The organism is Mesorhizobium sp. AA22 (assembly GCF_001672375.2).
Lineage (GTDB): Bacteria > Pseudomonadota > Alphaproteobacteria > Rhizobiales > Rhizobiaceae > Mesorhizobium > Mesorhizobium wenxiniae.
This window is the reverse complement of sequence record NZ_CP048406.1, coordinates 524,916-547,082: the sequence shown is the minus strand read 5'-3', so window position 1 is coordinate 547,082 and position 22,167 is coordinate 524,916. Positions and strand designations below refer to the sequence as shown.

Annotated in this window: 25 protein-coding genes; 10 read left to right on the top strand and 15 right to left on the bottom strand. The window is 62.3% G+C overall.

The features are described 5' to 3' along the window. Window positions 1–21: 21 nt before the first annotated feature. From A9K68_RS02575 to dapD, 6 genes are all read right to left on the bottom strand, one after another. A complete protein-coding gene (locus A9K68_RS02575; protein ID WP_065011619.1) occupies window positions 22–615 on the bottom strand; it encodes a transporter in 594 nt (197 codons plus the stop codon). A gap of 2 nt (window positions 616–617) precedes the next feature. Then, the gene (gene dapE, locus A9K68_RS02570; RefSeq protein WP_065011618.1) at window positions 618–1,817 is read right to left on the bottom strand and encodes a succinyl-diaminopimelate desuccinylase; all 1,200 of its coding nucleotides are present in this window, start codon (window positions 1,815–1,817) and stop codon (window positions 618–620) included. A 291-nt stretch (window positions 1,818–2,108) separates the two neighbouring features. Then, window positions 2,109–3,116, bottom strand: a complete 1,008-nt coding sequence (locus A9K68_RS02565) for a GGDEF domain-containing protein (protein ID WP_156768535.1) — start codon at window positions 3,114–3,116, stop codon at window positions 2,109–2,111. A gap of 247 nt (window positions 3,117–3,363) precedes the next feature. Next, window positions 3,364–4,086, bottom strand: a complete 723-nt coding sequence (locus A9K68_RS02560; RefSeq protein WP_065011616.1) for a hypothetical protein — start codon at window positions 4,084–4,086, stop codon at window positions 3,364–3,366. Between the two features lie 21 nt (window positions 4,087–4,107). Further along, on the bottom strand, window positions 4,108–4,479 hold the full coding sequence (locus A9K68_RS02555) for a DUF805 domain-containing protein (RefSeq protein WP_065011615.1): 372 nt from the start codon (window positions 4,477–4,479) through the stop codon (window positions 4,108–4,110). Window positions 4,480–4,506: 27 nt separating this feature from the next. Continuing rightward, window positions 4,507–5,361, bottom strand: a complete 855-nt coding sequence (gene dapD / locus A9K68_RS02550) for a 2,3,4,5-tetrahydropyridine-2,6-dicarboxylate N-succinyltransferase (protein WP_029347279.1) — start codon at window positions 5,359–5,361, stop codon at window positions 4,507–4,509. Between the two features lie 143 nt (window positions 5,362–5,504). Here dapD and A9K68_RS02545 point away from each other — a divergent pair, with 143 nt between their 5' ends. Next, window positions 5,505–6,344: an LOG family protein gene (locus tag A9K68_RS02545; protein WP_082982714.1), complete on the top strand. Its 840-nt coding sequence runs from the start codon at window positions 5,505–5,507 to the stop codon at window positions 6,342–6,344. A 46-nt stretch (window positions 6,345–6,390) separates the two neighbouring features. On the opposite strand, the gene A9K68_RS02540 is transcribed toward A9K68_RS02545, so the two are convergent. Next, window positions 6,391–7,098, bottom strand: coding sequence for a pyrimidine 5'-nucleotidase (locus A9K68_RS02540; protein ID WP_029347281.1), 708 nt, complete (start codon window positions 7,096–7,098; stop codon window positions 6,391–6,393). Between the two features lie 162 nt (window positions 7,099–7,260). On the opposite strand from A9K68_RS02540, the gene A9K68_RS02535 reads away from it, so the two are divergent. From A9K68_RS02535 to A9K68_RS02530, 3 genes are all read left to right on the top strand, one after another. Then, window positions 7,261–8,022, top strand: a complete 762-nt coding sequence (locus A9K68_RS02535; RefSeq protein WP_065011613.1) for a GGDEF domain-containing protein — start codon at window positions 7,261–7,263, stop codon at window positions 8,020–8,022. Window positions 8,023–8,185: 163 nt separating this feature from the next. Beyond that, a complete protein-coding gene (locus A9K68_RS31210) occupies window positions 8,186–8,341 on the top strand; it encodes a hypothetical protein (RefSeq protein WP_101918682.1) in 156 nt (51 codons plus the stop codon). Next, window positions 8,338–9,777, top strand: coding sequence for a GMC family oxidoreductase (locus A9K68_RS02530; RefSeq protein ID WP_065011611.1), 1,440 nt, complete (start codon window positions 8,338–8,340; stop codon window positions 9,775–9,777). Before A9K68_RS31210 ends, A9K68_RS02530 begins: the two co-directional genes overlap by 4 nt. A 98-nt stretch (window positions 9,778–9,875) precedes the next feature. Here A9K68_RS02530 and phhA read toward each other — a convergent pair whose 3' ends face one another. After that, window positions 9,876–10,712 (bottom strand): phenylalanine 4-monooxygenase, encoded by an 837-nt coding sequence (phhA, locus tag A9K68_RS02525; RefSeq protein WP_029347286.1) that lies wholly within the window; start codon window positions 10,710–10,712, stop codon window positions 9,876–9,878. A gap of 133 nt (window positions 10,713–10,845) precedes the next feature. On the opposite strand from phhA, the gene A9K68_RS02520 reads away from it, so the two are divergent. Next, on the top strand, window positions 10,846–11,322 hold the full coding sequence (locus A9K68_RS02520; RefSeq protein WP_029347288.1) for an Lrp/AsnC family transcriptional regulator: 477 nt from the start codon (window positions 10,846–10,848) through the stop codon (window positions 11,320–11,322). Between the two features lie 58 nt (window positions 11,323–11,380). Here the strand turns inward: A9K68_RS02520 and argB are convergent, their stop codons facing one another. The 3 genes from argB to A9K68_RS32225 all read right to left on the bottom strand — a co-directional run bounded on the left by argB (window position 11,381) and on the right by A9K68_RS32225 (window position 13,868). Further along, window positions 11,381–12,274 carry an acetylglutamate kinase gene (gene argB, locus A9K68_RS02515; RefSeq protein WP_029347289.1) on the bottom strand — a complete coding sequence of 298 codons (894 nt, stop codon included), beginning with the start codon at window positions 12,272–12,274 and terminating at the stop codon, window positions 11,381–11,383. A 98-nt stretch (window positions 12,275–12,372) separates the two neighbouring features. Next, window positions 12,373–13,560 (bottom strand): amidase, encoded by a 1,188-nt coding sequence (locus A9K68_RS02510; RefSeq protein ID WP_281409496.1) that lies wholly within the window; start codon window positions 13,558–13,560, stop codon window positions 12,373–12,375. Continuing rightward, a complete protein-coding gene (locus A9K68_RS32225) occupies window positions 13,560–13,868 on the bottom strand; it encodes an amidase family protein (RefSeq protein ID WP_281409495.1) in 309 nt (102 codons plus the stop codon). Before A9K68_RS32225 ends, A9K68_RS02510 begins: the two co-directional genes overlap by 1 nt. 128 nt (window positions 13,869–13,996) lie before the next feature. Between A9K68_RS32225 and A9K68_RS02505 the strand changes: the two genes are divergently transcribed. From A9K68_RS02505 to msrB, 4 genes are all read left to right on the top strand, one after another. Further along, a complete protein-coding gene (locus A9K68_RS02505; protein WP_065011610.1) occupies window positions 13,997–14,536 on the top strand; it encodes a sigma-70 family RNA polymerase sigma factor in 540 nt (179 codons plus the stop codon). Continuing rightward, a complete protein-coding gene (locus A9K68_RS02500) occupies window positions 14,533–15,231 on the top strand; it encodes an anti-sigma factor (protein WP_082982713.1) in 699 nt (232 codons plus the stop codon). The genes A9K68_RS02505 and A9K68_RS02500 overlap by 4 nt, the downstream gene beginning before the upstream one ends. Window positions 15,232–15,445: 214 nt before the next feature. Beyond that, window positions 15,446–16,003, top strand: coding sequence for a fasciclin domain-containing protein (locus A9K68_RS02495; protein WP_065011697.1), 558 nt, complete (start codon window positions 15,446–15,448; stop codon window positions 16,001–16,003). A gap of 215 nt (window positions 16,004–16,218) precedes the next feature. After that, window positions 16,219–16,722 carry a peptide-methionine (R)-S-oxide reductase MsrB gene (msrB, locus tag A9K68_RS02490; RefSeq protein WP_065011696.1) on the top strand — a complete coding sequence of 168 codons (504 nt, stop codon included), beginning with the start codon at window positions 16,219–16,221 and terminating at the stop codon, window positions 16,720–16,722. Window positions 16,723–16,867: 145 nt separating this feature from the next. On the opposite strand, the gene A9K68_RS02485 is transcribed toward msrB, so the two are convergent. Both A9K68_RS02485 and A9K68_RS02480 read right to left on the bottom strand, forming a co-directional pair. Beyond that, window positions 16,868–18,460 (bottom strand): DHA2 family efflux MFS transporter permease subunit, encoded by a 1,593-nt coding sequence (locus A9K68_RS02485; protein WP_065011608.1) that lies wholly within the window; start codon window positions 18,458–18,460, stop codon window positions 16,868–16,870. A gap of 22 nt (window positions 18,461–18,482) precedes the next feature. Then, window positions 18,483–19,664 carry an HlyD family secretion protein gene (locus tag A9K68_RS02480; protein WP_065011607.1) on the bottom strand — a complete coding sequence of 394 codons (1,182 nt, stop codon included), beginning with the start codon at window positions 19,662–19,664 and terminating at the stop codon, window positions 18,483–18,485. A gap of 163 nt (window positions 19,665–19,827) precedes the next feature. On the opposite strand from A9K68_RS02480, the gene A9K68_RS02475 reads away from it, so the two are divergent. Next, entirely contained in the window at window positions 19,828–20,547 is a 720-nt protein-coding gene (locus tag A9K68_RS02475; protein ID WP_065011606.1) for a TetR/AcrR family transcriptional regulator, read from the top strand. Between the two features lie 100 nt (window positions 20,548–20,647). Here the strand turns inward: A9K68_RS02475 and yihA are convergent, their stop codons facing one another. Together yihA and A9K68_RS02465 are read right to left on the bottom strand one after the other, a co-directional pair. After that, entirely contained in the window at window positions 20,648–21,307 is a 660-nt protein-coding gene (gene yihA / locus A9K68_RS02470) for a ribosome biogenesis GTP-binding protein YihA/YsxC (RefSeq protein ID WP_065011605.1), read from the bottom strand. Further along, the gene (locus tag A9K68_RS02465) at window positions 21,304–21,942 is read right to left on the bottom strand and encodes a CatB-related O-acetyltransferase (RefSeq protein WP_065011604.1); all 639 of its coding nucleotides are present in this window, start codon (window positions 21,940–21,942) and stop codon (window positions 21,304–21,306) included. Before A9K68_RS02465 ends, yihA begins: the two co-directional genes overlap by 4 nt. Window positions 21,943–22,167: the final 225 nt, after the last annotated feature.

Below are 22,167 nucleotides of genomic sequence, written 5' to 3'. Positions count from 1 at the left end.
CGCACTTTCGGGCGACATGCATTAAGCCGGTGCACCGATGCCGAGCAGCGCCTCCAGGCCGAACAGAACGACCAGCGACGCCACGAACATGCCGGCGAAGACAGCGCTGCCGACAGCTGCGCCCCTGCCGATGGCGGCGTTTGTCATCCGCCAGGTCAGGATCATCGACAGCGCAAACAAAAGCAGCGACGCCAGTACGGCAAACTCGTTGGCGGACGGCAGGAAAAGCCTGATCAGCGCTGCTGGCAGCATTATCCAGGCGATGATCGCAGACGCCCAGTTGCTGGCGACGACATAGTGGACGAAGCGCCCGCCAATGCCGGCGCGCGGCGCGACCAGGGCAAGGCCGACGAGCGGCAACACCCAGGCGCCGATGTCGACCGTCGCCAGCCGGATCAGCATGCCGAAGCGCCCCGCGAATGCATTCGGATCGCCGATCTCATTGGCAAGGCCGACCCAGCCGACGATCAGCGCAGGTGCCGCGACAACGATGGCGAAGAAGGAATTCCAGAAACCGTCGGCCGAAAGGTCGAGCTGGCGCAGCCCGTCGGCCTTGCCGAGCATCAGTCGCCAGGCGCCGGTCAGCGATGCATAGGTTTCATCGGACGAAAGCATGATTACGATGCGCCTTGCTCGAACCAGTCTTCGATGAAGCGTTGATAGATCTGCGTCAGCGTCTCGAGGTCGGCAAGCGCGACGCGTTCATCGACCATATGCATGGTCTTGCCGACCAGACCGAATTCGACCACTGGACAATAGTCCTTGATGAAGCGCGCGTCGGAGGTGCCCCCGGAGGTGGAAAGCGCCGGCTTCCTGCCGATCACCGCCTTGACCGAACCGCTGAGCGCTTCGATCAGACGGTCGTCGCGGGTGAGGAAGACGTGGCTCGGCCGGTCGCGCCAGACAAGCTCGTAATCGACCGGCGTCGTCTTGCCGGCCCGGTATTTCTTGCGCTTCGCCGCCTTGTCGAGGCGATTGTGGATTTCCGCCTGGATGGTCTCGGCGGTCCATGTGTCGTTGAAGCGGATGTTGAAGGTGGCCGTCGCCTTTGCCGGAATGACATTGGTGGCCGGATTGCCGACATCGATCGAGGTCACCTCCAGATTGGTCGGCTGGAAGTCCTTGGTGCCGTTGTCGAAGACGGGGTGCAGCAAGGCTTCGACCAGCGTCATCAGCCCGCGCACCGGATTGTCGGCAAGCTGCGGGTAGGCGGCGTGGCCCTGGCGGCCGTTGACGGTGATGCTGCCGGACAAGGAGCCGCGCCGGCCGATCTTGATCATGTCGCCCAACGCGTCGGGATTGGTCGGCTCGCCGACGATAGACGCATCCCATTTCTCGCCCTTGGCGGCCGCCCATTCGAGCAGCTTTGTCGTGCCGTTGATGGCCGGCCCTTCTTCGTCGCCGGTGATCAGCAGCGAGACCGAGCCTTTCAGGCCGCCTTTCGAACCGAGATGGCGCGCCACCGCGGCGATGAAACAGGCTATGCCGCCCTTCATGTCGACAGCACCGCGGCCGAACATCTCGCCTTTGGCGATCTCCGCGGCGAAAGGCGGATGCGTCCATGAGGCCTCGTCGCCGACCGGCACCACGTCGGTATGCCCGGCGAACATCAGGTGCGGACCGTTGCCGGAGCGCCGCGCATAGAGATTTTCGATATCGGGCGTGCCGTCGTCCGAAAACACCGGGCGCTCGACGGAAAAGCCGAGTGGTTTCAGCATTTTTTCCAGCGTGCTCAGTGCCCCACCCTCAATGGGCGTCACCGAGGGGCAGCGGATGAGGGCGGCGAGATTTGAAGCGGGATCGGTCGGCAACGTCATGGGCAAAAGCGATAGTCGAAAGCGCAAGGCCTGTCACGGCCAGACATAAGGGCCAGCCATCCCGCCAAGATTATGGTTTCATGCCGTATAGCCGCAGGCCTAGTGTCGCCCAAAAGCATGCCCTCGGGCTTGACCCCGCGCTTGACCCCTGGGTGCGCAGCGGTTTTGGGACAGCGACATGCATAAGAGACAAAGACTTAAAGCGCGTCGCATGAATCGCGTCATACGCGGCGCTTCAGGCGGGATGTTGGATGGACGGAGGCACAAAAGCCCCAATGATCGCTGTGATCGTCAGTTCGCGGCCCGCACATGTGCCCAGTAACGGCCCTTGCCGGTGCGCTTGGCTTCATAGAGCGCGTGATCGGAACAGGTGAGAAGAATTTCAGGCTCGCCGCCGTCGGCAGGCGCGAAGGCGCTTCCAATGCTCAACCCGATGGGTATTGCGGTGCCCAGGCCAAGGTCGAAAGGTACCGAAATCTTCTCAATGGCCCGCTTTGCCAGATAGGTGGCTTCGATCTCGGACGTGCCGGGCAGCAGGATTACGAATTCGTCACCGCCGATGCGAAAGACCACATCCCCCGGTCGGAAAGCGCGTTTCAATCGTTCGGCCACCTTGCGTAGCAGCATGTCGCCGACCGCGTGGCCGAAGCGGTCATTGACGTGTTTGAAGCCGTCGAGGTCCATGCTGAGAACGGCAAACGGCCTGCCGCCATTTGCTGCCGGCGCCGCAAGCTCGCTGCACATGCCGCGCAGTTTCTCCTGAAGGAACATGCGGTTTGGCAGGCCGGTCAGCGCGTCCTTGATCGCCAGATCGCGATTGTCCAGTTCGGCGCGGATCATGCGGACGTTGATCGCATGATTTTGAAGCAGCACGATGATGACGCCGGCTACATAGAACGGCACTTGAAATCCGACGATAGACATTCCGGGCGCCGGAGAAAACAGCGCGCCAACCAGGAAAGGCAGGCTTACGGCCAGCATGACGAATATGGCGTAGCGCGGGGTCGCTGCGTTGCGGGACGACACCACGCCTACGACGCCTGCGACATTCAGGGCAGCCAGCACGGCGAGCGCCACATTCCCGCTGACGACGCAGCCATAGCAGCCGAGGCCGAAAATCACCGACCATGGCCCTCCGGCGGCCATGAGGCCTGCCAGCGGTCCCGTTCCCCCGCGCTTGCGGGCCCGCTCACATTCCCGCATCAGCAGGAAGCGGGCGGCAAACAGGACGAGGTCGGCCGCGATCCACGCGTAAGGCCACCGGTCGCCGGTGACGACCGCGGCGCTGACTGCCAGCACCAGGACGCTGATGCTGCCGAACAGGACAGCGAATTTGCGGTCGAAAGTGGTATCGAGAAGCCGCGCGCGGACAGCTTCCGGCTCCGCTCTGATCGGTGAAGAAAACCAGGCGAACAGCCGCGCGCCGGCGCTTCGCTTTCCGCGCGTTTTCGGGTTGGCCAGGGGTTCGTCGTGTGCCAGTCGAGTGCTCCGTGCCGGTCGACACAGTCTCCACGGGGCATGCTGGACCAAGGTGATTAAGATTAGCTTAGGTACCTGGACGAGCCGACCGCAAGGGACCGTCGATCAGCGTGATCTTTTGCCAGATCTTCCGCGACAGGTTGGAACTCAGGGACTCGATGTCGTTGACGCCATCGACGACCACATTGTCGTTGACCGACTGGGCGAACAGCGCGGCGACCTTGCCGGTGATCGACAGCATTTCGGAGCAATAGTCGAGATAGCGGGCGAGATCGGCACGGTCGGTTATGCGTGCCGGTGAATGCGATGTCGGCTTGAATTCGGTTGAAAGCGCTGCCGGATCCTTGGTCAGCTGATGCATGTCGATGACATGGATCAGCGATCGCAAGCCGTGAAGCTTGCGAAACACCCGCTTGCGCTTGATGCGCTCCTCGGTCCGGATCAAGGCCAGGAAGCCGAGCACCGCGAGGATGATCATGTTGATCAACGATTCGATGCCTTGCACCGACTGGACGGCGTCGTCGGTTCCCGAGATACGGCCGAGCGGCAGGATGGTGCCGACGAACAGGAATATCAGCGCACCGGCGGCAATGGCGGCGATGACGACGCCGCGCAGCCACCAGATCGGCGCCTCCAACGCCTTCGCCGCCTTGGCCAGATCACGCGACAGCGACACAAGTTCTATGGCGACGCCACGCAAGCCTGCATGGGGAAACCGCTCGGCGACGCGTTTTTCCAGTCGTTCGGCGGTTTCGATGATCAGTTTCGAATCAAGCGTACGGTAGCGCATGGCTAGATACCCGATCGGCGCTCAGGATTCGGCCGGCGCATTGGTGCGTTGGCCGTAGCGGTTGGGTCCGGGATCACTTTTGAAAAAGGCCAAAATGATAAGGAGAATGGCGCCGACGATGAGAGAGATCAATGCGTAGTAGGTAGGCTTGCCGAAATCGTGGAACCGCTTCGCCGTTAGCGCAAAGGTCGACCATGTCGAGACAACCACAGCGATCCACCAGGCGAGCGCCCAGTACTGACTTGCGGCGGTGCCTAGCGGCGTTCGTGAGAACTGGTAGAGCAGAAAAAGCTGAACCAGGAGCGGTAAAAGACCCGCCAAGACATAGGCACTTGGGTTCACTCGCCCGGAAAGGCTGAAGAAAAGCCATAGAAATCGAGGTCTGTCGAGCAAGCGGGTGCGTCCGTTTTTTGCGAAGGATCAATCGCGAAGCAGTTCATTGATCGAGGTTTTGGAACGGGTCCTGGCATCGACCCGCTTGACGATGACGGCACAGTAAAGACTCGGACCGGGCTCGCCCTTGGGCAACGGCTTGCCGGGCATCGAGCCGGCGACGACGACGGAATTGGCCGGCACTTCGCCGTAGAAGACCTCACCGGTGGCGCGGTCGACGATCTTGGTCGACTGGCCGATGAAGACGCCCATGCCGAGCACCGAGCCCTCGCGCACAATGCAGCCTTCGACCACCTCGGAGCGTGCGCCGATGAAGCAATTGTCCTCGATGATGGTGGGGCCGGCCTGCATCGGCTCCAGCACGCCGCCGATGCCAACGCCGCCCGACAGATGCACATTCTTGCCGATCTGGGCGCAGGAGCCGACCGAGGCCCATGTGTCGACCATTGTGCCGCTGTCGACATAGGCGCCGACATTGACGAAGGACGGCATCAGCACGGCACCTGGCGCGACATAGGCGGAGCGCCGCACGATCGACGACGGCACGGCGCGGAAACCTGCCTTCTCGAAATCGATAGCACTCCAGCCATCGAATTTCGACGGCACCTTGTCCCACCACACGGCCTGGCCCGGACCACCCTTGATGATCTCCATCGGGTTGAGCCGGAACGACAGCAGCACCGCTTTCTTCAGCCACTGGTTGACATGCCATTTGCCGTCGGCTTGGCGCTCGGCAACGCGGGCGATACCCCGGTCGAGCAGGTCCAGCGCTGACTGGATGGCGTCGCGCGTCGCGCCGCGGGTTGCCGTCGAAATCGTCTCGCGTTCCTCGAAGGCGGTTTCGATAGTCTTTTCGAGGCTCCCCAGATCGGGCTTCGACATGAATTCGCTCCATTACCAAGCTGTTAAGGGGCCGCACCTTAACCTGTTTTGAAAGTCGCCGGACCCTATGTGAAGGCTTGGTGAGGGTCAATCGCGGCTGCGTCACGGGACGGCGCAAGTGAATAATTGGACGGGCAGGTAATATGACTCCTATGGAAAAGGCGGGGTGGACGCCGCTGCCGCATTCGGACGAGGATCTGGAGCGGTCGAAAAGCGTGCCGGACACGCCGCAGACGCGTGCCGAGACCTACCGGCTGGCCTGGAACGATCCCGACTTCATGACGCGGCGCGAATTGCGCGCGGTCAGGCTGCAGCTCGAACTGTTGAAGCCGGAGATGATCCTGGCCGAGCGCGGCATCCGCTCGACCGTCATCCTGTTCGGCGGGGCGCGCATCCCCGAGCCGGACGGCGAAGCCTGGGCGGCCAAAAACGAGACGCAGAAGAAGAACCTCGAGAAAAACAGTAAATATTACGAGGAAGCACGAAAATTCGCCCGCCTCTGCTCGCAGCAGTCGGCCACCTCTTATTATCGCGAATTCGTCGTGGTGACTGGCGGCGGACCCGGCGTCATGGAAGCCGGCAACCGCGGCGCCGACGATGTTGGCGCACCGTCGATCGGCCTCAACATCGTATTGCCGCACGAGCAGGCGCCGAATGCTTATGTGACGCCGGAGCTCTGTTTCAACTTCCACTATTTCGCTGTCCGCAAGATGCATTTCGTCATGCGCGCCAAGGCTGTCGCGGTGTTTCCGGGCGGCTTCGGCACGATGGACGAATTCTTCGAGACGCTGACCCTGATCCAGACCGGCCGCATGGAGCGCGTGCCGGTGATCCTGTTCGGCAAGGCGTTCTGGAAAAGGGCGATCGACCTCGATTTCCTCGCCGAGCAAGGCACAATCACCCCCGGCGACCAGGACATCATCGATTTCGTCGACACCGCCGACGAGGCCTGGGGGATTATCAGCCGTTTCTACAAGCTTTAGGCCGCGGGGCTGCGGTATCGATCCGGCTTTGCACGAAGCAACTGCCTCAAGCAGTGACGTCGACGATCGCGGTGAGGAATTCGGCAAGATCGTCGGTGACGAAATCCACATCATCTTCATTGGCCGGGTCACGTTCCCATATCTCCGAGAAGGTCGGCTCGAAGTTGCGCGGCACGACCAGCACCGTGGTCATGCCCAGCGATTTCGGCACGGACAGGTTGCGGGCCAGATCCTCGAACATCACCGCATTGTGGCCGGTGACGGCGTGAAGTTCCGCAAATTTCTCGTAGGTTTGGCGCGCCGGCTTGGGGTTCAGCCCGGCAGCGACGATATCGAAGATGTCGTCGAAATGGTCGAGGATGCCGAGTTGGCGCGCGGTGCGTTCGGCATGCCTGCGGTCGCCATTGGTGAAGATGAACTTGCGGCCGGGAAGCTGGCGGATGGCGGTGCCGAGAACGGGATCGGGAACCAGCCAGGAATAGTCGATGTCATGAACCTTCTCGAGAAAGTCGTCGGGATCGATGCCGTGGCGCGCCATCAGACCGTTCAGCGTCGTGCCGTATTCCCGGTAGAGTTCCTTCTGCAGCTTGCGGGCATCGTCGCGTGGCAGCGTCAGCAGTTCTCCGACATAGGCAGTCATCTTTACGTCGATCTGCGAGAACAGGTTCGAATGGTGCGGATAGAGCGTGTTGTCGAGGTCGAACACCCAGTCGGTGACATGGGCAAAGCGTGCGGGATCCGGGAGCATGGTCATGCAATCCTTATGGCACGAAACCATACTTTTGGCAGAGGCTTTATCCACAACTTATGCGCGTTGCGAGTAGCGGAAATGGCGCGATGATTCAAAATTTAGGCATCGCCGAAAGGTGGCATTCAGGGCTTGCTGGCACAGAGACGGTTCAGGGGGGAGCCAGCGATGAGCCGCATATTTCTGAAGTCCGCCGCCGTCGCTTTCGCCTCCCTCGCGGTCTCGCTTTTGTTGACGCTCATTGTCGTCCCGGCAATGGGCTTTCCGATCAACCGCACGATCTGGCTGACATCCACGGTCTGCCCCCTGGCGCTCGCCTGGATCGCCGGCGCCTACACGTTCTGGCAGGGCGAGAGGTTGAAAAGCGCCCATCGCGACCTCGCCCGCGCTCATGCCCAGCTCGCCGCAGCGCATCGGCGCCTGTCGGAAAAAGCGAGCCGCGACGACATGACCGGCATGCTCAACCGCGAGAACTTCTTTGCCGCGCTCGACGCCTCCCGGCGTAAATCCGATCGCGGTGCTTTGCTGATCATCGATGCCGACCACTTCAAGATCATCAACGACAGCTACGGCCACCTGACCGGCGACGAGGCGTTGCTCCTTATTGCAAGCGCGATCGAGCGCGGGGTGCGCAGCGGCGACGTGATCGGCCGCATCGGCGGCGAGGAATTCGGTGCGTTTCTGGTCGGCGCCACCGAACAGGAAGCCAAACGCGTCGCCGAACGCATTCGCCGTGAAGTCGAACTGATCCGCTTCCGTCCCGTCGATGAGCGGGTCATACCCCTCACCGTCAGCATCGGCGGTGTCACCTGCGGCGCGGATGCCGGCGTATCGGATCTGATGCGTGCCGCCGACCATCGCCTTTACCAGGCCAAGCATCGCGGCCGTAATCTGACCATCCTGGACAGGGACATTTCCGAAGCGGCCTGAGCGGTCTCGCTCATTAAGGAAATCCTAACGCTGTTTGGACTCAGCCAGACCGCTTACACGGCTTAAGCAAAGTGTGGCGCTAGGTTTGGCACGGAATTGGCTTCTCCTGGCGAGTATGTTCAGGGAACGCCATGCGTGGATCGAAGCCATCGAGAGACGTGCCATGAGTTTCTTCACCAAGAAAATATCGCGCCGCACGATCGTGCAGGCGCTGATCGCATTGCCGGCCCTGTCGCTGTTCCGCAAGCTGCCCGATACCGATCCGGACGCGATCGTCGAGGTCAATGGTTGGATCCTCAAAAGGAGCGATCTCACTTGATCTTCGACAGCTATGAGGCATTTCGCGCTGCGAACTTCGCCGCCAAGGTCTGCATACTCGGCTCCGGGCCAGCCGGCACCACGATTGCCAGGAAGCTTGGCGCGGCCGGCATTCCGGTTGTGGTGCTGGAGGCAGGCTCCCGCGAGTTCAGCGACGATTCGCAGGATTTCTACCGCGGCGTCACGGTCGGCGACCCCTATTTCGATCTCGACATCACCCGGTTGCGCTTCATGGGCGGCAGTTCCAATCACTGGGCCGGCTGGTGCCGGGTGCTCGACAGCCAGGACTTCGAGCCCAAGGCCTGGGCGCCGGATACCGGCTGGCCGATCAGCCGTGCCGAAATCGAGCCCTATCTGCCCGAAGTCCAGGACATGCTGGAACTTCCCGACTTCCGGCCGGATGTGCCGATCTCGGACGATATTCGCTGGGTGCAGCTGATCAAGAGCCCGGCCGTACGCTTCGGTGAAAAATTCGCCGACGAACTCGACAGGAGCAGGAACGTGGCTGTGGTGCTCAGCACCTATGCCACCGAGCTTACCGGCGACGGCAAGAGGGTGACCGGCGCCAAACTGTGGTCGAACGGCCAGAATGCCGGCTCTTTCATCGCCGACTATTTCATCGTATGCACGGGCGGCTTGGAAAACTCGCGGCTGCTTCTGTGGTCGAACCAGCGCTCGAACGGCGGCGTGGTGCCGAAGGCGACAGCGCTCGGCCGCTATTGGATGGAGCATCCGACCTTCGAGGGCGGCAATGCCATCCTCGCCGACTATAGCGAGTTCGAGGTCGACGCCACCAACGAGGCTTTCTTCTCGCCGACGCTGGCGGCCATGGAGCGCCTCGAGATCATGAATTTCGGCATCAGGCTGATCGAGACGCCGTACCCCGGCATCAAAAGCGTCATCGCCGACCTCGCCTGCACGGTGCCCGAGATGGCGGAATGGGTATCCTATCAGCTCAGCCAGAACTTGCGCTGCGCCGCCCAGCTCTATGTCGCCTGGGAACAGGCGCCGCTGGCCTCGAACCAGATCCGGTTGTCGAAGACCGATGTCGACCATGCCGGCGTGCCGCGCATCGAGCTGCACTGGAAAAAGTCGGAGCTGGAGCGCCGCACGCTCCTCGAGGGCTTGAGGCTGTTCGGCAAGACGCTCGTCCGGAAGGATCTCGGCCGGGTGCGCATCGCCGACTGGCTCGCCAGTGGCGGGGACTATCCGACTAATGAGGAACTGGCCGGTCACCACCATATGGGCGGCACGCGTATGGGCACGGATGTGACCAAGAGCGTGGTGGACGCCAACTCGAAGGTGCACGGCATGGACAATCTCTATGTCGGCGGTTCCTCCGTGTTCTGCACGTCCGGCGAATGCAACCCGACGACGACAATCGTCGCATTGGCCTGCCGGCTGGGCGACCACCTCGGCAAGCTCATCGGCGTGTAGAAGGCCGGCCCAGCCGGGCCGGCCGAGGGATCGTCATGACAGTGAGCCACCAATAACGCCTGCGCGGATCGGCTGCGAGCGTCCGAGCCTGCCAGCGTCTAAAGTTTCGCCGGGTCGAGCGCCGGCTTGCCCTTGTGGCGTCCGATGATCGCTGCCATGTCGGCGACGTTCTGGAAGGCATTGCGCAAAACGTCGAAGGACGACAGCACGAAATAGGCGCGCTGGAACTTGTCGATCTCGTAGCTGGTGCGCATCACCGTTTCCAGATCGAAGGGGACATGGTGCGCGTCCTTGCTTTCAATCGCGAATTGAAGTTCCGCAAAGGACGACATCAGCCCGGCGCCGAAAGCCTTCAGCGGTTGGCCGGCTTCCTGGATCAGCCCGTATTCGACAGTGTACCAGTAGAGGCGGCTGATCATCTCGTCGCCGCCGAGCGCGATCAGATGCTCGGCCTTCTCGCCATACATCTGCATGAAATCGGCAAAGACCGGCTGCGTCAGCGCCGGCACATGGCCGAAGAAGTCGTGGAACATGTCCGGCTCGACGATGTAGTCGAGCTCTTGTTTCGTCCGCAGCCAGTTGGTCACCGGGAAGCGCCTGTTGGCGAGGTGGACAAAGAAGGCTGGTGCGGGAATGAGGCCCGGCACGGCGACGATTTCCCAACCTGTAAGCTTGCGCAGCTTTTCGCTGACGACACCGAAATCCGGAATCCTGTCGAGCAGGCCCAGCGTGGCGACGCCGTCGAGATAGGACTGGTGTGCCAGCTTTTGCGTAAGCTTCGTCTGGCGGTCGCACAGTGTACGCCACACCGCCTGCTCGTCGGCGGTGTAGTTGTAGCTCTGCTCCACGGTGAAGTCGGCACGGCAGACCGAATAGTCGCCGCGAAGGCCTTGCGCCGCGCATTCGCGCGCATAATCGGCAACGCTCATCGTCATGGCTGTTCTCCCTGGAAATCACGACTAATCATAAAAGTTTAGCCGGGTCCGGTGAGGCAAATCCGCTTTGATGATGGCTCGAATACGCGATTTGAGGTAAAAGCCACCACAGCAAAGCTGTAGGAGAGTGAAAGTGCCTCAGTTTGACGATTTTGAGATCAAGATGCTCGATATCTTGCAACGTGACGGACGCAAGCCTGTGTCCGAACTGGCCCAGGAGATCGGCCTTTCGACGACGCCATGCGCGCGCCGCTTCGAGGCTCTTCAGAGCGCCGGCATCATCAAGGGCTTTGCCGCTGTGCTCAGCCGCCGCGCCATCGGCCTGATGGTCGAAGTGTTCATTCAGGTGCGCCTCGTAACCCACAGCGATGGTTCGCCCGAAACCTTCATCGCCGCCGTGCAGCGCATGGACGAGGTGTCGTCGTGCTGGACGATGACCGGCGATTACGATTTCCTGCTGCATGTGATGGTGCCGTCGGTCGACGAGCTCAACGCCTTCGTCATGCACCGGCTGATGCGGCTCGACGGCGTGCGCGATGTCCACACGCAGCTGGTGCTGCAGAACATCAAGGGGCCGGGCCACGTGCCGCTTGGGCACCTCAGGCGGTGAGTTCGCCCAGGCGCCTGCGCCGCCCTGGATTTCTGGCCGACAAGCTGTCAGCCTGCGCTCACGGCACGATCAGCGTGCCGGCGCCGTGTTCGGTAAACAGTTCGAGCAGTACAGAATGCGGCGTCTTGCCGTTGAGGATGACGACGCCTTCAACGCCGCGCTCGATCGCCTCGATGCAGGTCTCGACCTTGGGGATCATGCCGCCCGACACCGTGCCGTCCCTGATCAAGGCCTTGGCCTCGGCCACGGTCAGCTCATCGATCAGCTTCTTGTTCTTGTCGAGCACGCCGGGCACGTCGGTGAGGAACAGAAGGCGTGTCGCCTGGCAGGCGCCGGCGATGGCGCCGGCAAAGGTGTCGGCATTGATGTTGTAGGTATGGCCGTCGCGGCCGGGCGCCACAGGCGCCAGCACCGGGATCATTTCGGAGCGCGCCAGAAGGTCGAGCAACGTGCGGTCGACCTCGACCGGTTCGCCGACAAAGCCGAGATCGAGCACGCGCTCGATATTGGAGTCCGGGTCGATCAAGGTCTTGCGTGCCTTTTCGGCGAAAACCATGTTGCCGTCCTTGCCGCACAGGCCGATGGCCCATTCGCCCTCGGCATTGATCAGCGCCACGATTTCCTTGTTGATCGAGCCGGCCAGCACCATTTCGACGATCTCGACCGTCTTCTGGTCGGTGACGCGCAGGCCGCCCTCAAACTTCGATTCGATGCCCATCTTGCTTAGCAGGGCGCCGATCTGCGGCCCGCCGCCATGGACGACGATCGGATTGACGCCCGATTGTTTCAGCAGCGCGATGTCGCGGGCGAAGGCCTTGCCGAGCGCAATATCGCCCATGGCGTGGCCGCCATATTTCACCACGACCGTCTTGTTTTCGTAGCGCTGCATGTAGGGCAGTGCCCTCGAAAGCAGCGCGGCCTGCATTTCGGCGGTGGCGGCGACGTCCGTCATCGGCATGGTTCCCAGCTTGGCATGAACGGCGGCGTCTTAGCGGGAATTGGAGCAGGGGGCAAACGGCTTTGCTGTCACATCAGGTGAATCGGCCCGCTTTATGCCGGCATCCGCAGCGGTGCCCGCCGCGCCTGCCATCCCGAAATCTTCTCCATTTGCGCGGCGAAGGACAACAAGGTCTCCTCATCGCCGGGTCGGCCGGCGGCCTGGATGCCGAGCGGCAGGCCGGCATCGGTGACGTGAACAGGCAGCGCGATCGACGGCTGGCCGCTGACGTTCTGGATCGCCGGCCAGTGCGTGAACCACAGGCTTTTGTCCATCAACTGGCCGAACAGCGGCTTGAACTTCAGCAGACGGGCGAGGCGCAGCCTGTCGAGGACGTCCTCTATGAACGCGTCGGCGCCCTTCGGGTCCATGGCCCCGCAGGCGAGCGGCGGATGGGCGATAACCGGCATCAGCACGGCATCGTACGGCGCGGTCTCGGTGATCAGGCGGCGCGACGTGGCATGCAGCCGCTGCAGGCCGGCATAGATCTCGCCGGCCGAGACGATCTCGCCGAAGCGGCTCATCAGACGGGTGGCGCGCTCGACGTCGCCCGAAACGGAGCGGCCGACACGCAAGACCTCAATGCGCATCGCGCCGGCGACTGCCGCAGCCACCGTCCTGGCGAAATCGGCGATGAAGTCGCGACCGATATAGGGGAGATCGATCTCCTCGATCGTGTGGCCACCTTCGCGCGCCAATGCCACAGCGGTGTCCAGCGCCGTCAGCGTCTCGGCCGATATCGGCAGGCCGAGCGGCGATTTCCGGTAGACGGCCAGTTTCAGCTTGCCGGGGTCACGCACTGCTGCGGCGGCAAAAGTTCCTCTCGGCGGCGGCGCCGCATACGGTGACAGCGGATCGGGTCCATGGGTTAGGTCGAGCAGCAAGGCCGAATCCCGGACCGAGCGGGCAACGGCGTGGTCGACGACCAGACCGTACCAGCCTTCGGTGACGAGCGGCGACAGCGGCACGCGGCCGCGCGAGGTTTTCAGTCCGACCAGCCCGGTGCAGGCGGCGGGAACGCGGATCGAGCCGCCGCCATCCGAAGCATGTGCCACCGGCACGACACCGGCCGCGACCAGCGCCGCCGCACCTCCAGACGAGCCGCCGCTGGTATGCGCCGTATTCCACGGATTGCGGGTGATGCCGAAAGCGGCGGATTCGGTCATCAGCCTCAGCCCATGTTCGGGCGAGGTGCTGGTGGCGATCGGGACAAGGCCGGCCGCCAGATGGCGTTCGGTCATCACCGAATCGAAATCGGCAACGAAGCCGGAATGCGGCTGCCGCCATGCGTAGGCACGCCTTTCATGGCGATACCGAGATCCTTCAGTGCAAAGGGCACACCGGCCAGCGGCAGCTTGCGGTCGATGGTTTTCGCCCGCGTCCGCGCCGCCTCGTAAAGCGGCTCGGCGATGGCGTTGATGTCCGGGCGGGTGGCCTCGGCTCGCGCAATCGCCGCATCGACGAGCTCCTGCGGCGCGATCTCGCCCTTGCGCACCAAGCTGGCAAGCCCGGTTGCGTCGTGCTCCCACAAGACCCGTTCAACCGACATTGCCGCTCTCCCCCTATGAGAAGGCTAGCGGTTGCGGATTTTCTTGGCAATCGAAGTCGACGACGCTCCCGGTGCACAAGAACGCTTCGCCGTTGCAAATACATTGCAATTGCCTAATTTGGCAGCCGATGACGCCGCAGGACATCAGCAACCTGATGGTCCGGACTTCGATGAAGGACCGGGCTGCGTTCGATCTGCTCTACCGGCAGACCAGCGCGAAACTTTTCGGCGTCTGCCTTCGTGTATTGAAGGACCGGGGAGAGGCAGAAGAGGCGCTGCAGGAGGTCTTCGTCAAGATATGGACGAAGGCGGACCGTTTCGCCGTCTCGGAGCTAAGCCCGATTTCCTGGCTGGTGGCCATTGCGCGCAATCATGCGATCGATCGGATAAGGGCGCGGCGAGAGCCTGCCACCTATATCGATGCTGCGCTCGAGGTGGCCGATCCGGCACCGGGACCGGAGGCTGCGGTTGTTGCGGGCGGTGAATCGGAGCGCATCTATCGTTGTCTCGATGAATTGGAAAAGGACCGGGCGGCGGCCGTCCGGGGCGCCTATCTCCAGGGCGAAAGCTATGCCGAACTGGCCGTACGCCATGGCGTGCCGCTGAACACGATGCGGACCTGGCTGCGGCGCAGCCTGTTGAAGCTCAGAGAGTGTCTGGAAAGATGACGCTGGCACAGGATGACGGACCGAAACCTGGGGGCGACGACCTGTTCGCCGCCGAATACGTTCTTGGTGTGCTGGACGCGGACGAACGCGAGATTGCGTCACGCCGTATCGACGCAGACGCCACTTTCGCGCGCCTTGTCGATGCCTGGGAGGCGCGTTTTTCGCCGATGGCCGCCGCCTATCCGGAGACAGAGCCGCCGATCAGGGTCAAGGAGGCATTGGATCGCCGGCTGTTCGTGGCAGAACCTCGCTTCGGCCTCTGGTCGAGCCTTGCCTTCTGGCGCGGTCTTGCTGCCGCTTCTGTCGCAGCGCTGGCGATCACCATCGCCGTGCCTTACCTCAACCCGCCGCTCGAACCGCCGCAGCTTGTCGCATCACTGACCGCTGACGGCAGCGACGTCAGATATCTTGCCGTCTATGACGCTGCCCATCGCAAGATCGGCCTGTCGCATGTCTCCGGTGAGCGTGCCGCCGGCAAGGATTTCGAACTGTGGATGATCGAGGGCAAGAATGCTCCGGTCTCGATGGGCATCATCCCGGCCGGTCAGATCGCCCATATGACCATTGCGCCGGCCGTGCAGGAAAAGCTTGCACAGGGCGCCGTGCTTGCGGTCAGCCTCGAACCGGCCGGCGGTTCGCCGACAGGTCAGCCGACCGGCCCTGTGGTCGCTGCGGGCGATTTGAAGAGCATCTGATCGCCACCTATCTGCTTTCCAGAAGATGTCAAATTTATCGCCTGTGATGGCGTTGGCCCGTAAGAATACATCCTTGAACGGCTAACCCTTTGAAAACCCCCGCTCGAATTGCGAAAAACTAAATTTTTTCCCGAACGTCGAAACTCAAACACTCATCTTCCGTATCTGCTTGCGCCCCAAAGAGGGGAACGACAAACCCGAGGAGATTGAGATCATGCGTAAATTCGCCACCCTTTTGCTTGCCGGCACGGTCGCCGTTTCCGCGCTCGCCACTGCCGCCTATGCCCAGAATCCGATGGTCGGCGGCGCCGCCATGTATGCCACCAAGAACATCGTCGAGAACGCCGTCAACTCGAAGGATCACACGACGCTGGTTGCAGCCGTCAAGGCCGGTGGTCTCGTCGACACGCTGCAGAGTGCCGGTCCCTTCACTGTGTTCGCGCCGACCAACGAGGCCTTTGCTGCCCTTCCGGCCGGCACCGTCGACACGCTGCTCAAGCCCGAAAACAAGGACAAGCTGGTCAAGATCCTGACCTGCCATGTCATCGGTGCCAAGGCGATGGCCGCCGACGTCGCCAAGATGGCCATGGACGATGGTGGCGCGCATAAGGTCAAGACGGTTGGCGGCTGCGAACTGACGCTCAAGGCCGACGACGGCAAGGTCACCGCGACGGACGAGAACGGCAATGTCGCCAATGTGACGGTTGCCGATGTCGAGCAGTCGAACGGCGTTATCCACGTCATCGACAAGGTTCTCCTGCCGAAGATGTAACAAAGCGGTCGTCGCCAGCGAAGATATGGCTGAGGTTCCATGCCGAGTGCGCGGGTTCCGCTTGCGTGACCCGCGCAATCGACAAGCGTACAATCCGCGCCGTCCGCTGTAGGCGTGGGGCAGGTGCGGAATGCCGGGTGTCAGGAGCTGGCCGTCACTAGCTTTTGATTTCCATGTGACGGTCGAATTTGGCAATGGACAGAGGAGGAATGGTGATGATCCGGCGCGACTTTCTTTGGAGCGGTGCCGCCGCTGTGGCATTGTTGGCAGGCACGGCCGCAACGCTGCACATGGGCCGGCCGCAGGATGCGCACGCCGCCGAAACCTTCGAGGTCACCAAGACCGAGGCCGAGTGGCGCGCCATCCTGTCCGATGCGGCCTTCAATGTGCTGCGCAAGGAAGGCACCGAATATCCCGGCACCAGCCCGCTGCTCAACGAGCACCGCAAAGGCATCTTCGCCTGTGCCGGCTGCGACCTGCCGCTCTATTCCTCTGAGACGAAGTTCGATTCCGGCACCGGCTGGCCGAGCTTCTGGCAGGAGCTTCCCAACGCCGTCGGCAAGACCGTGGACAGGTCTCTCGGCATGACCCGAACCGAGGTCCATTGCCGCCGTTGCGGTGGTCATCTCGGCCATGTCTTCGACGATGGTCCGCCGCCGACCGGCCTGCGTCATTGCATCAACGGCGTCGCCTTGACCTTCAAACCCGCCACCGCCTGACCTAAAGCGCTCGCGTTTGACCGGCCTCACGCGACGCGCTTTAGGTTGTTGTCTTATGCATGTCGTTATCGCAAAACCGCTGCGCACTTTTGCGCGACATGCATTAGAGCGCCGCGCGTCTTTTTGGACGCGCAAAGTTGCACGATCAATGTCCGCCACCTCCGCCAGCCTGCTCTGCCGGCTTGCGGATGACCATGGTGAAGATCGCCAGCGTGGCGAACAGCGCCGTCAAGAGATAGAACACGTCCATGAAGGACAGCAGCGAAGCCTGCTGCTGGACCATAGCAGACAGCTTCGAGATCGCCGCCTTGGACGCGTCCAGGCCGGCATTCTGCTGGAAGTCGAGCGTGATGTTCTGCAGCTTGGTTTGCGCCTCGGCACTGCCCCATTGCACATGCTCGGCCAGCCTTGCGTAGTGGAATGCGTTGCGGTCGATCAGCACGGTGTTGATGACGGCAAGGCCGACGGCGCCACCGAGATTGCGGGTGAGATTGAACAGGCCGGAAGCATTCTTAAGCCGGTCAGGCGGCAGTGTTCCCAGTGCGATGTTGTTGATCGGCACCATGCACAGCATCATCGAGGCACCACGCAGGATCTGCGGCACCAAAAGCTCCCAGAAATCCCAGTCGGCGGTCAGATAGGTCATGCGCCAGGTGCCTGCGGCGAAGCCGAAGAAGCCGATCATCATCATCAGCCGCGGATCCATCTTGCGCGACAGGATGCCGGAAATGGGCGCGGTGACGAACATCGCCAGGCCGCTGACGAACAGCGCCTCGCCGATCATCAGGGAATCGTAGCCGCGGATACGCCCGAGATATACCGGATAGAGATAGGTCAGACCGTAGAGACCGATGCCGATGACGAAGGAGAACAGCGAGCCGAAAGCGAAGTTGACGTTGGTGAAGGCTTTCAAATCGACAATCGGCTCCTCGGCGGTGAAGGCGCGCCAGAAGAACAGCACGGCGCCGGCCGTCATCAGGGTGGCGCAGATGAACACGGCCTGGTCCTGAAGCCAGTCGTTGTTAGGACCTTCCTCGAGCACGTATTCCAGCGAGCCGAGGAAAGCCGCCATGCCGGCAAGGCCCCACCAGTCGAACTTGCGGAACAGGCTGAGATTGGGCTTGTCGAAGTCGATCAGCGACCACGCCGCGGCGGTCACCAGGATGCCGGGCACCACATTGATCAGGAACAGCCAGTGCCATGACGTGGCATGGCTTATATAGCCGCCGACGGTCGGGCCGATGGTCGGCGCCAGCGTCGCCACCAGGCCGATCATCGGCGACACCATGGCGCGGCGCGACGGCGGGAAAATGGTGAAGGCGGCAGCGAACACGCTCGGGATCATGCCGCCGCCGATGAAGCCCTGGATGGCGCGGTAGACGATCATCTGGTCGATGTTGGTGGCGGTCGCCGCCAGCGCGCTGGCCGCGGTGAAGCCAGCCGCGGAGACGGTGAACAGCACGCGCGTCGACAGCATCCGGCTGAGAAAACCGGACAGCGGGATCATGATGACTTCGGCGATCAGATAGGCAGTCTGCACCCACGGGATTTCGTCGGAGCTGGCGCTCAAGCCCGCCTGGATCTCGGCCAGCGAGGCCGAAACGATCTGGATGTCGAGGATCGCCATAAACATGCCGAACACCATCGCCAGGAAGGCGATGATGCGGCGTGTGGAAATCGTGTCAGGCGCAGCCGGCGTCGCTGGCGGCGATCCTGCTGTCAAGGTCGCGGTTGCCATGCCAGTGCTCCCAAGCGGCCGCTCAGTTCGACGTGGCCGGTGCGGTGCGGCTGTCGACGGCCACGACGACGCTGAGGCCGGCGCGCAGCTTGCCTGTCTTCAGCACATCCGCCGGCACGTCGATGCGAACCGGGACGCGCTGCACGACCTTGGTGAAATTGCCGGTGGCGTTTTCCGGTGGCAGCAGCGAGAACACCGCGCCGGATGCCGGCGCCAGGGACGAGACGGTGCCTTCGAAATCCTGGCCGTCGATCGCGTCGACCGATATCCGGACCTTTTCGCCGGGTACCAGCCGGGCAAGCTGAGTCTCCTTGAAATTGGCGACGATGTAGAGCTTGTCCATCGGCACGATGACGGCGAGCTTCTGTCCGGGGCTGATCAGGTCGCCCTGCTCGACCGAGCGGTTGCCGACCACACCGTCATAGGGCGCACGCAGCACGGTGAAGGACAGGTCCCGCGCGGCCTTGTCCCGGGCAAGCTGCAGCGACGCCAGCGTGCTCGCCGTCTCCGCGCGCTGCGCCTGAAGCACACCGATATTGGCCTGCGCCGCGGCGATCTGGGCGTCGGCACCCACCAGGGCGGCATTGGCCTGCTCGACCGCGGTCTGGGCATCATCCAGCTGGGCCTGGGTGCCGACATGGGTCTTGAGCAATTGGGCGGCGCGCGTTTGAACACGCGCCGCATTGGCGGCGGCGGCCTGGTCGGCGGTCTTCTGCGCCTGCGCCTGCTCGAGCGATGCACGCGCCGCCTCGGTCTGGGCCTCGATACGGTCGAGCGTCTTGCTCAAGGTGGCGATCTGCGCCTCGGCTTGGGCGACCGCTATTTTGTAGTCGCCATTGTCGACGACCAGTAGCGGGTCGCCGGCCTTGACCTGCTGGTTCTCGGTCACCTTGACCTGATCGACATAGCCGGAAATTTTCGGCGAAATGAATGCCATGTCGGCCTGGACATAGGCGTCGTCGGTTGAGATCATGAAGCGCCCGTCGGTCCAGTAATCGTAGCCATACCAGGCAGCTGCGCCCAGCAAGCCAAGCGCGATGATCGGCAACAGAAGGGAGCGTGCCGAACGTTTCTTTTTCGTCGGCGCCTCGGCCTGAGGACTTATTGCCGGCTCAGTCGGTGCGTTCGGCGCTTCGGTTGCTGGCGCGATCTTGGCGTTGGGGAAGGGACGGACTTCGGCGGTGGGGGTCGCGTTCGAGGACATGGGGATCTCTCTTGGCATCTCTCTGGAAACTGGGCATCTCTCTGGAAACAATCAGTAAGACTGAACCGTTCGGTTCGATGCGAACATTGACTTAGCGCGGAGAGCGGCCCATATCAAGTGTGATCGAACCGATCGGTTCGAAAATTTTTCGAGGTGTGACACTATGACCGAACCCGACAAGGACCAGTGCGATCTGCTGGATGGCCTGCGTCGCGGCCGCCCCGCGGCGGGACAGGACCCGGTCAAGCGCAGCCAGATCATCGAGGGCGCGCGCCGCGTCTTCATCGACAAGGGCTTCGAAGCGGCGTCGATGAACGACATCACCCGCGAGGCCGGCGTCTCCAAGGGCACGATCTATGTCTATTTCGCCAACAAGGAAGAACTGTTCGAGGCGCTGATCGAGGAAGAGCGCGGCACGATCTTCAAGAACATGTACGATATGCTCGACCGCGCCGACGACCTTCGCGAGACGCTGGTGAAGTTCGGCAAGGTGCTGTCCCTCAAGATCACCTCGGCCAAGGTCATCCAGGCGCAGCGCACGGTAATCGGCGCGTCCGACAGGATTCCCGAACTTGGCGCGCGTTTTTACGAACGCGGCCCGAAACGCGGCCACGACAAGGTCGTTGTTTTTCTCAATGCCGCCGTCGAACGCGGCCTGCTCAAGATCGACGATGTCGACCTTGCCGCCTATCAGTTCACCGAACTGTGCCTGGCAGGTCTCTTCCGCCAGTGCATATTCGCCTACCGCACCAAAGCGCCGAGCCCGGATGAAATCGACCACATCGTCAGGTCGGGCGTCGGCATGTTCCTGAAGGCCTACGGCACAGAAAGGCTTGCTACGGAAGAAAGCACCCAGACGATAGCACTAGAGGCAAAGTCCTAAAAGCGCGTCGCGTTTGACCGGCCTGACGCGACGCGCTTTAGGTTGTTGTTTTATGCATGTCGTTATCGCAAAACCGCTGCACACTTTTGCGCGACATGCATTAGCCGCCATTGGCCGCCAGCACGATCGCCGCGCGCAATTCCTCAAGGCCCTCGCTCTTTTCCGACGACGTGGCGAGAACGAACGGAAACGCGGCCGGCCGCTTCTTGATCTTCTGCAGTGTCTCTTCGATCAAACGCGGCACGCCGAACGCCTTGATTTTGTCGGTCTTGGTCAGCACGATCTGGTAGGAGACCGCCGCCTTGTCGAGCAGCGACAGCACTTCGTCATCCTTGGCCTTGATGCCATGGCGGGCGTCGATCAGCACATAGACCCGCTTCAGCGTGACCCGGCCCTTGAGATAGTCGAAGACGAGTTTCGTCCAGTTGTCGACCTTCTCCTTGGGCGCGGTGGCGTAGCCGTAGCCCGGCATGTCGATCAGCGCCATCGGCGGCAGGTCGGCGCCTTCGCCGGAAAATCCACCCGGAACGAAATAATTGAGTTCCTGCGTCCGCCCCGGCGTGTTGGACGTGCGCGCCAGCCCCTTCTGATTGACCAGGGCGTTGATCAGCGACGATTTGCCGACATTCGAGCGGCCGGCAAAGGCGATCTCCGGCGGCCCCTCCGGCGGCAGGAACTTCATTGCCGGCACGCCGCGGATGAAGATCCACGGCCGCGTGAACAGCTCGATGCCGATCACGGTCTTGTTCAACGCGTTCAAACCGCTGCCTCCAGAAGAGAAATATCGGCGCCACGAATGGCATTGAGGTTGCGGCTGATCTTTTCCACCGGCCAATCCCACCACGCCGCCGCCAAAAGCCGCCAGATGGTCCTGTCGTCGAACCGCATCTTCACCACCTTGGCCGCATTGCCGGCGACGATCGCATAGGGTGGCACGTCATGCGTCACCACCGATTTTGCCGCAACGATGGCGCCATGGCCGATCGTCACGCCGGGCAGGATCGCCGCTTCCATGCCGATCCATACATCATTGCCGAGCACTGTGTCGCCGCGCAATTCCTTCGACCAGGTAGCCGGGTCGAAACCCTCTTCCCAGCCATGACCGAAGATGTTGAACGGATAGGTCGAAAAGCCGGACATGGCATGATTGGCGCCGTTCATGATGAAGCGCGCGCCCTCGGCGATGGCGCAGAACTTGCCGATGATCAGCCGGTCGCCAATGAATGGATAATGATGCAGCACGCACCGCTCGGCGAATTTGTCCGGCCCGTCCGGATCGTCATAATAGGTGAAGTCACCGATCTCGATGTTCGGCGCCGTGACCAGTCCCTTCAGGAAACCGACGCGGGTATGCATCGGGATCGGGTGCTTGATGTTGGGGTTGGGTCCGATCATGGTGTGGCTCCATCGACGAAAAACAGGCAAGGTCAAAATAGCGCGATCCGCCCGGCAGCCAACCGCGTGCGCAGCGGATCATCCTTACCTGTTCATCGACGGAGCGCTCCTGAAACGACAGCGAGCTTATAGGGATGTGTCGCGGCGGCGTCTACCGCCGGGCCGACGGGTTTCGCCGCTCGCCGGCGGCTCGGCTCGTCCCAACAAAAAAGCCCCGGTCCGGGG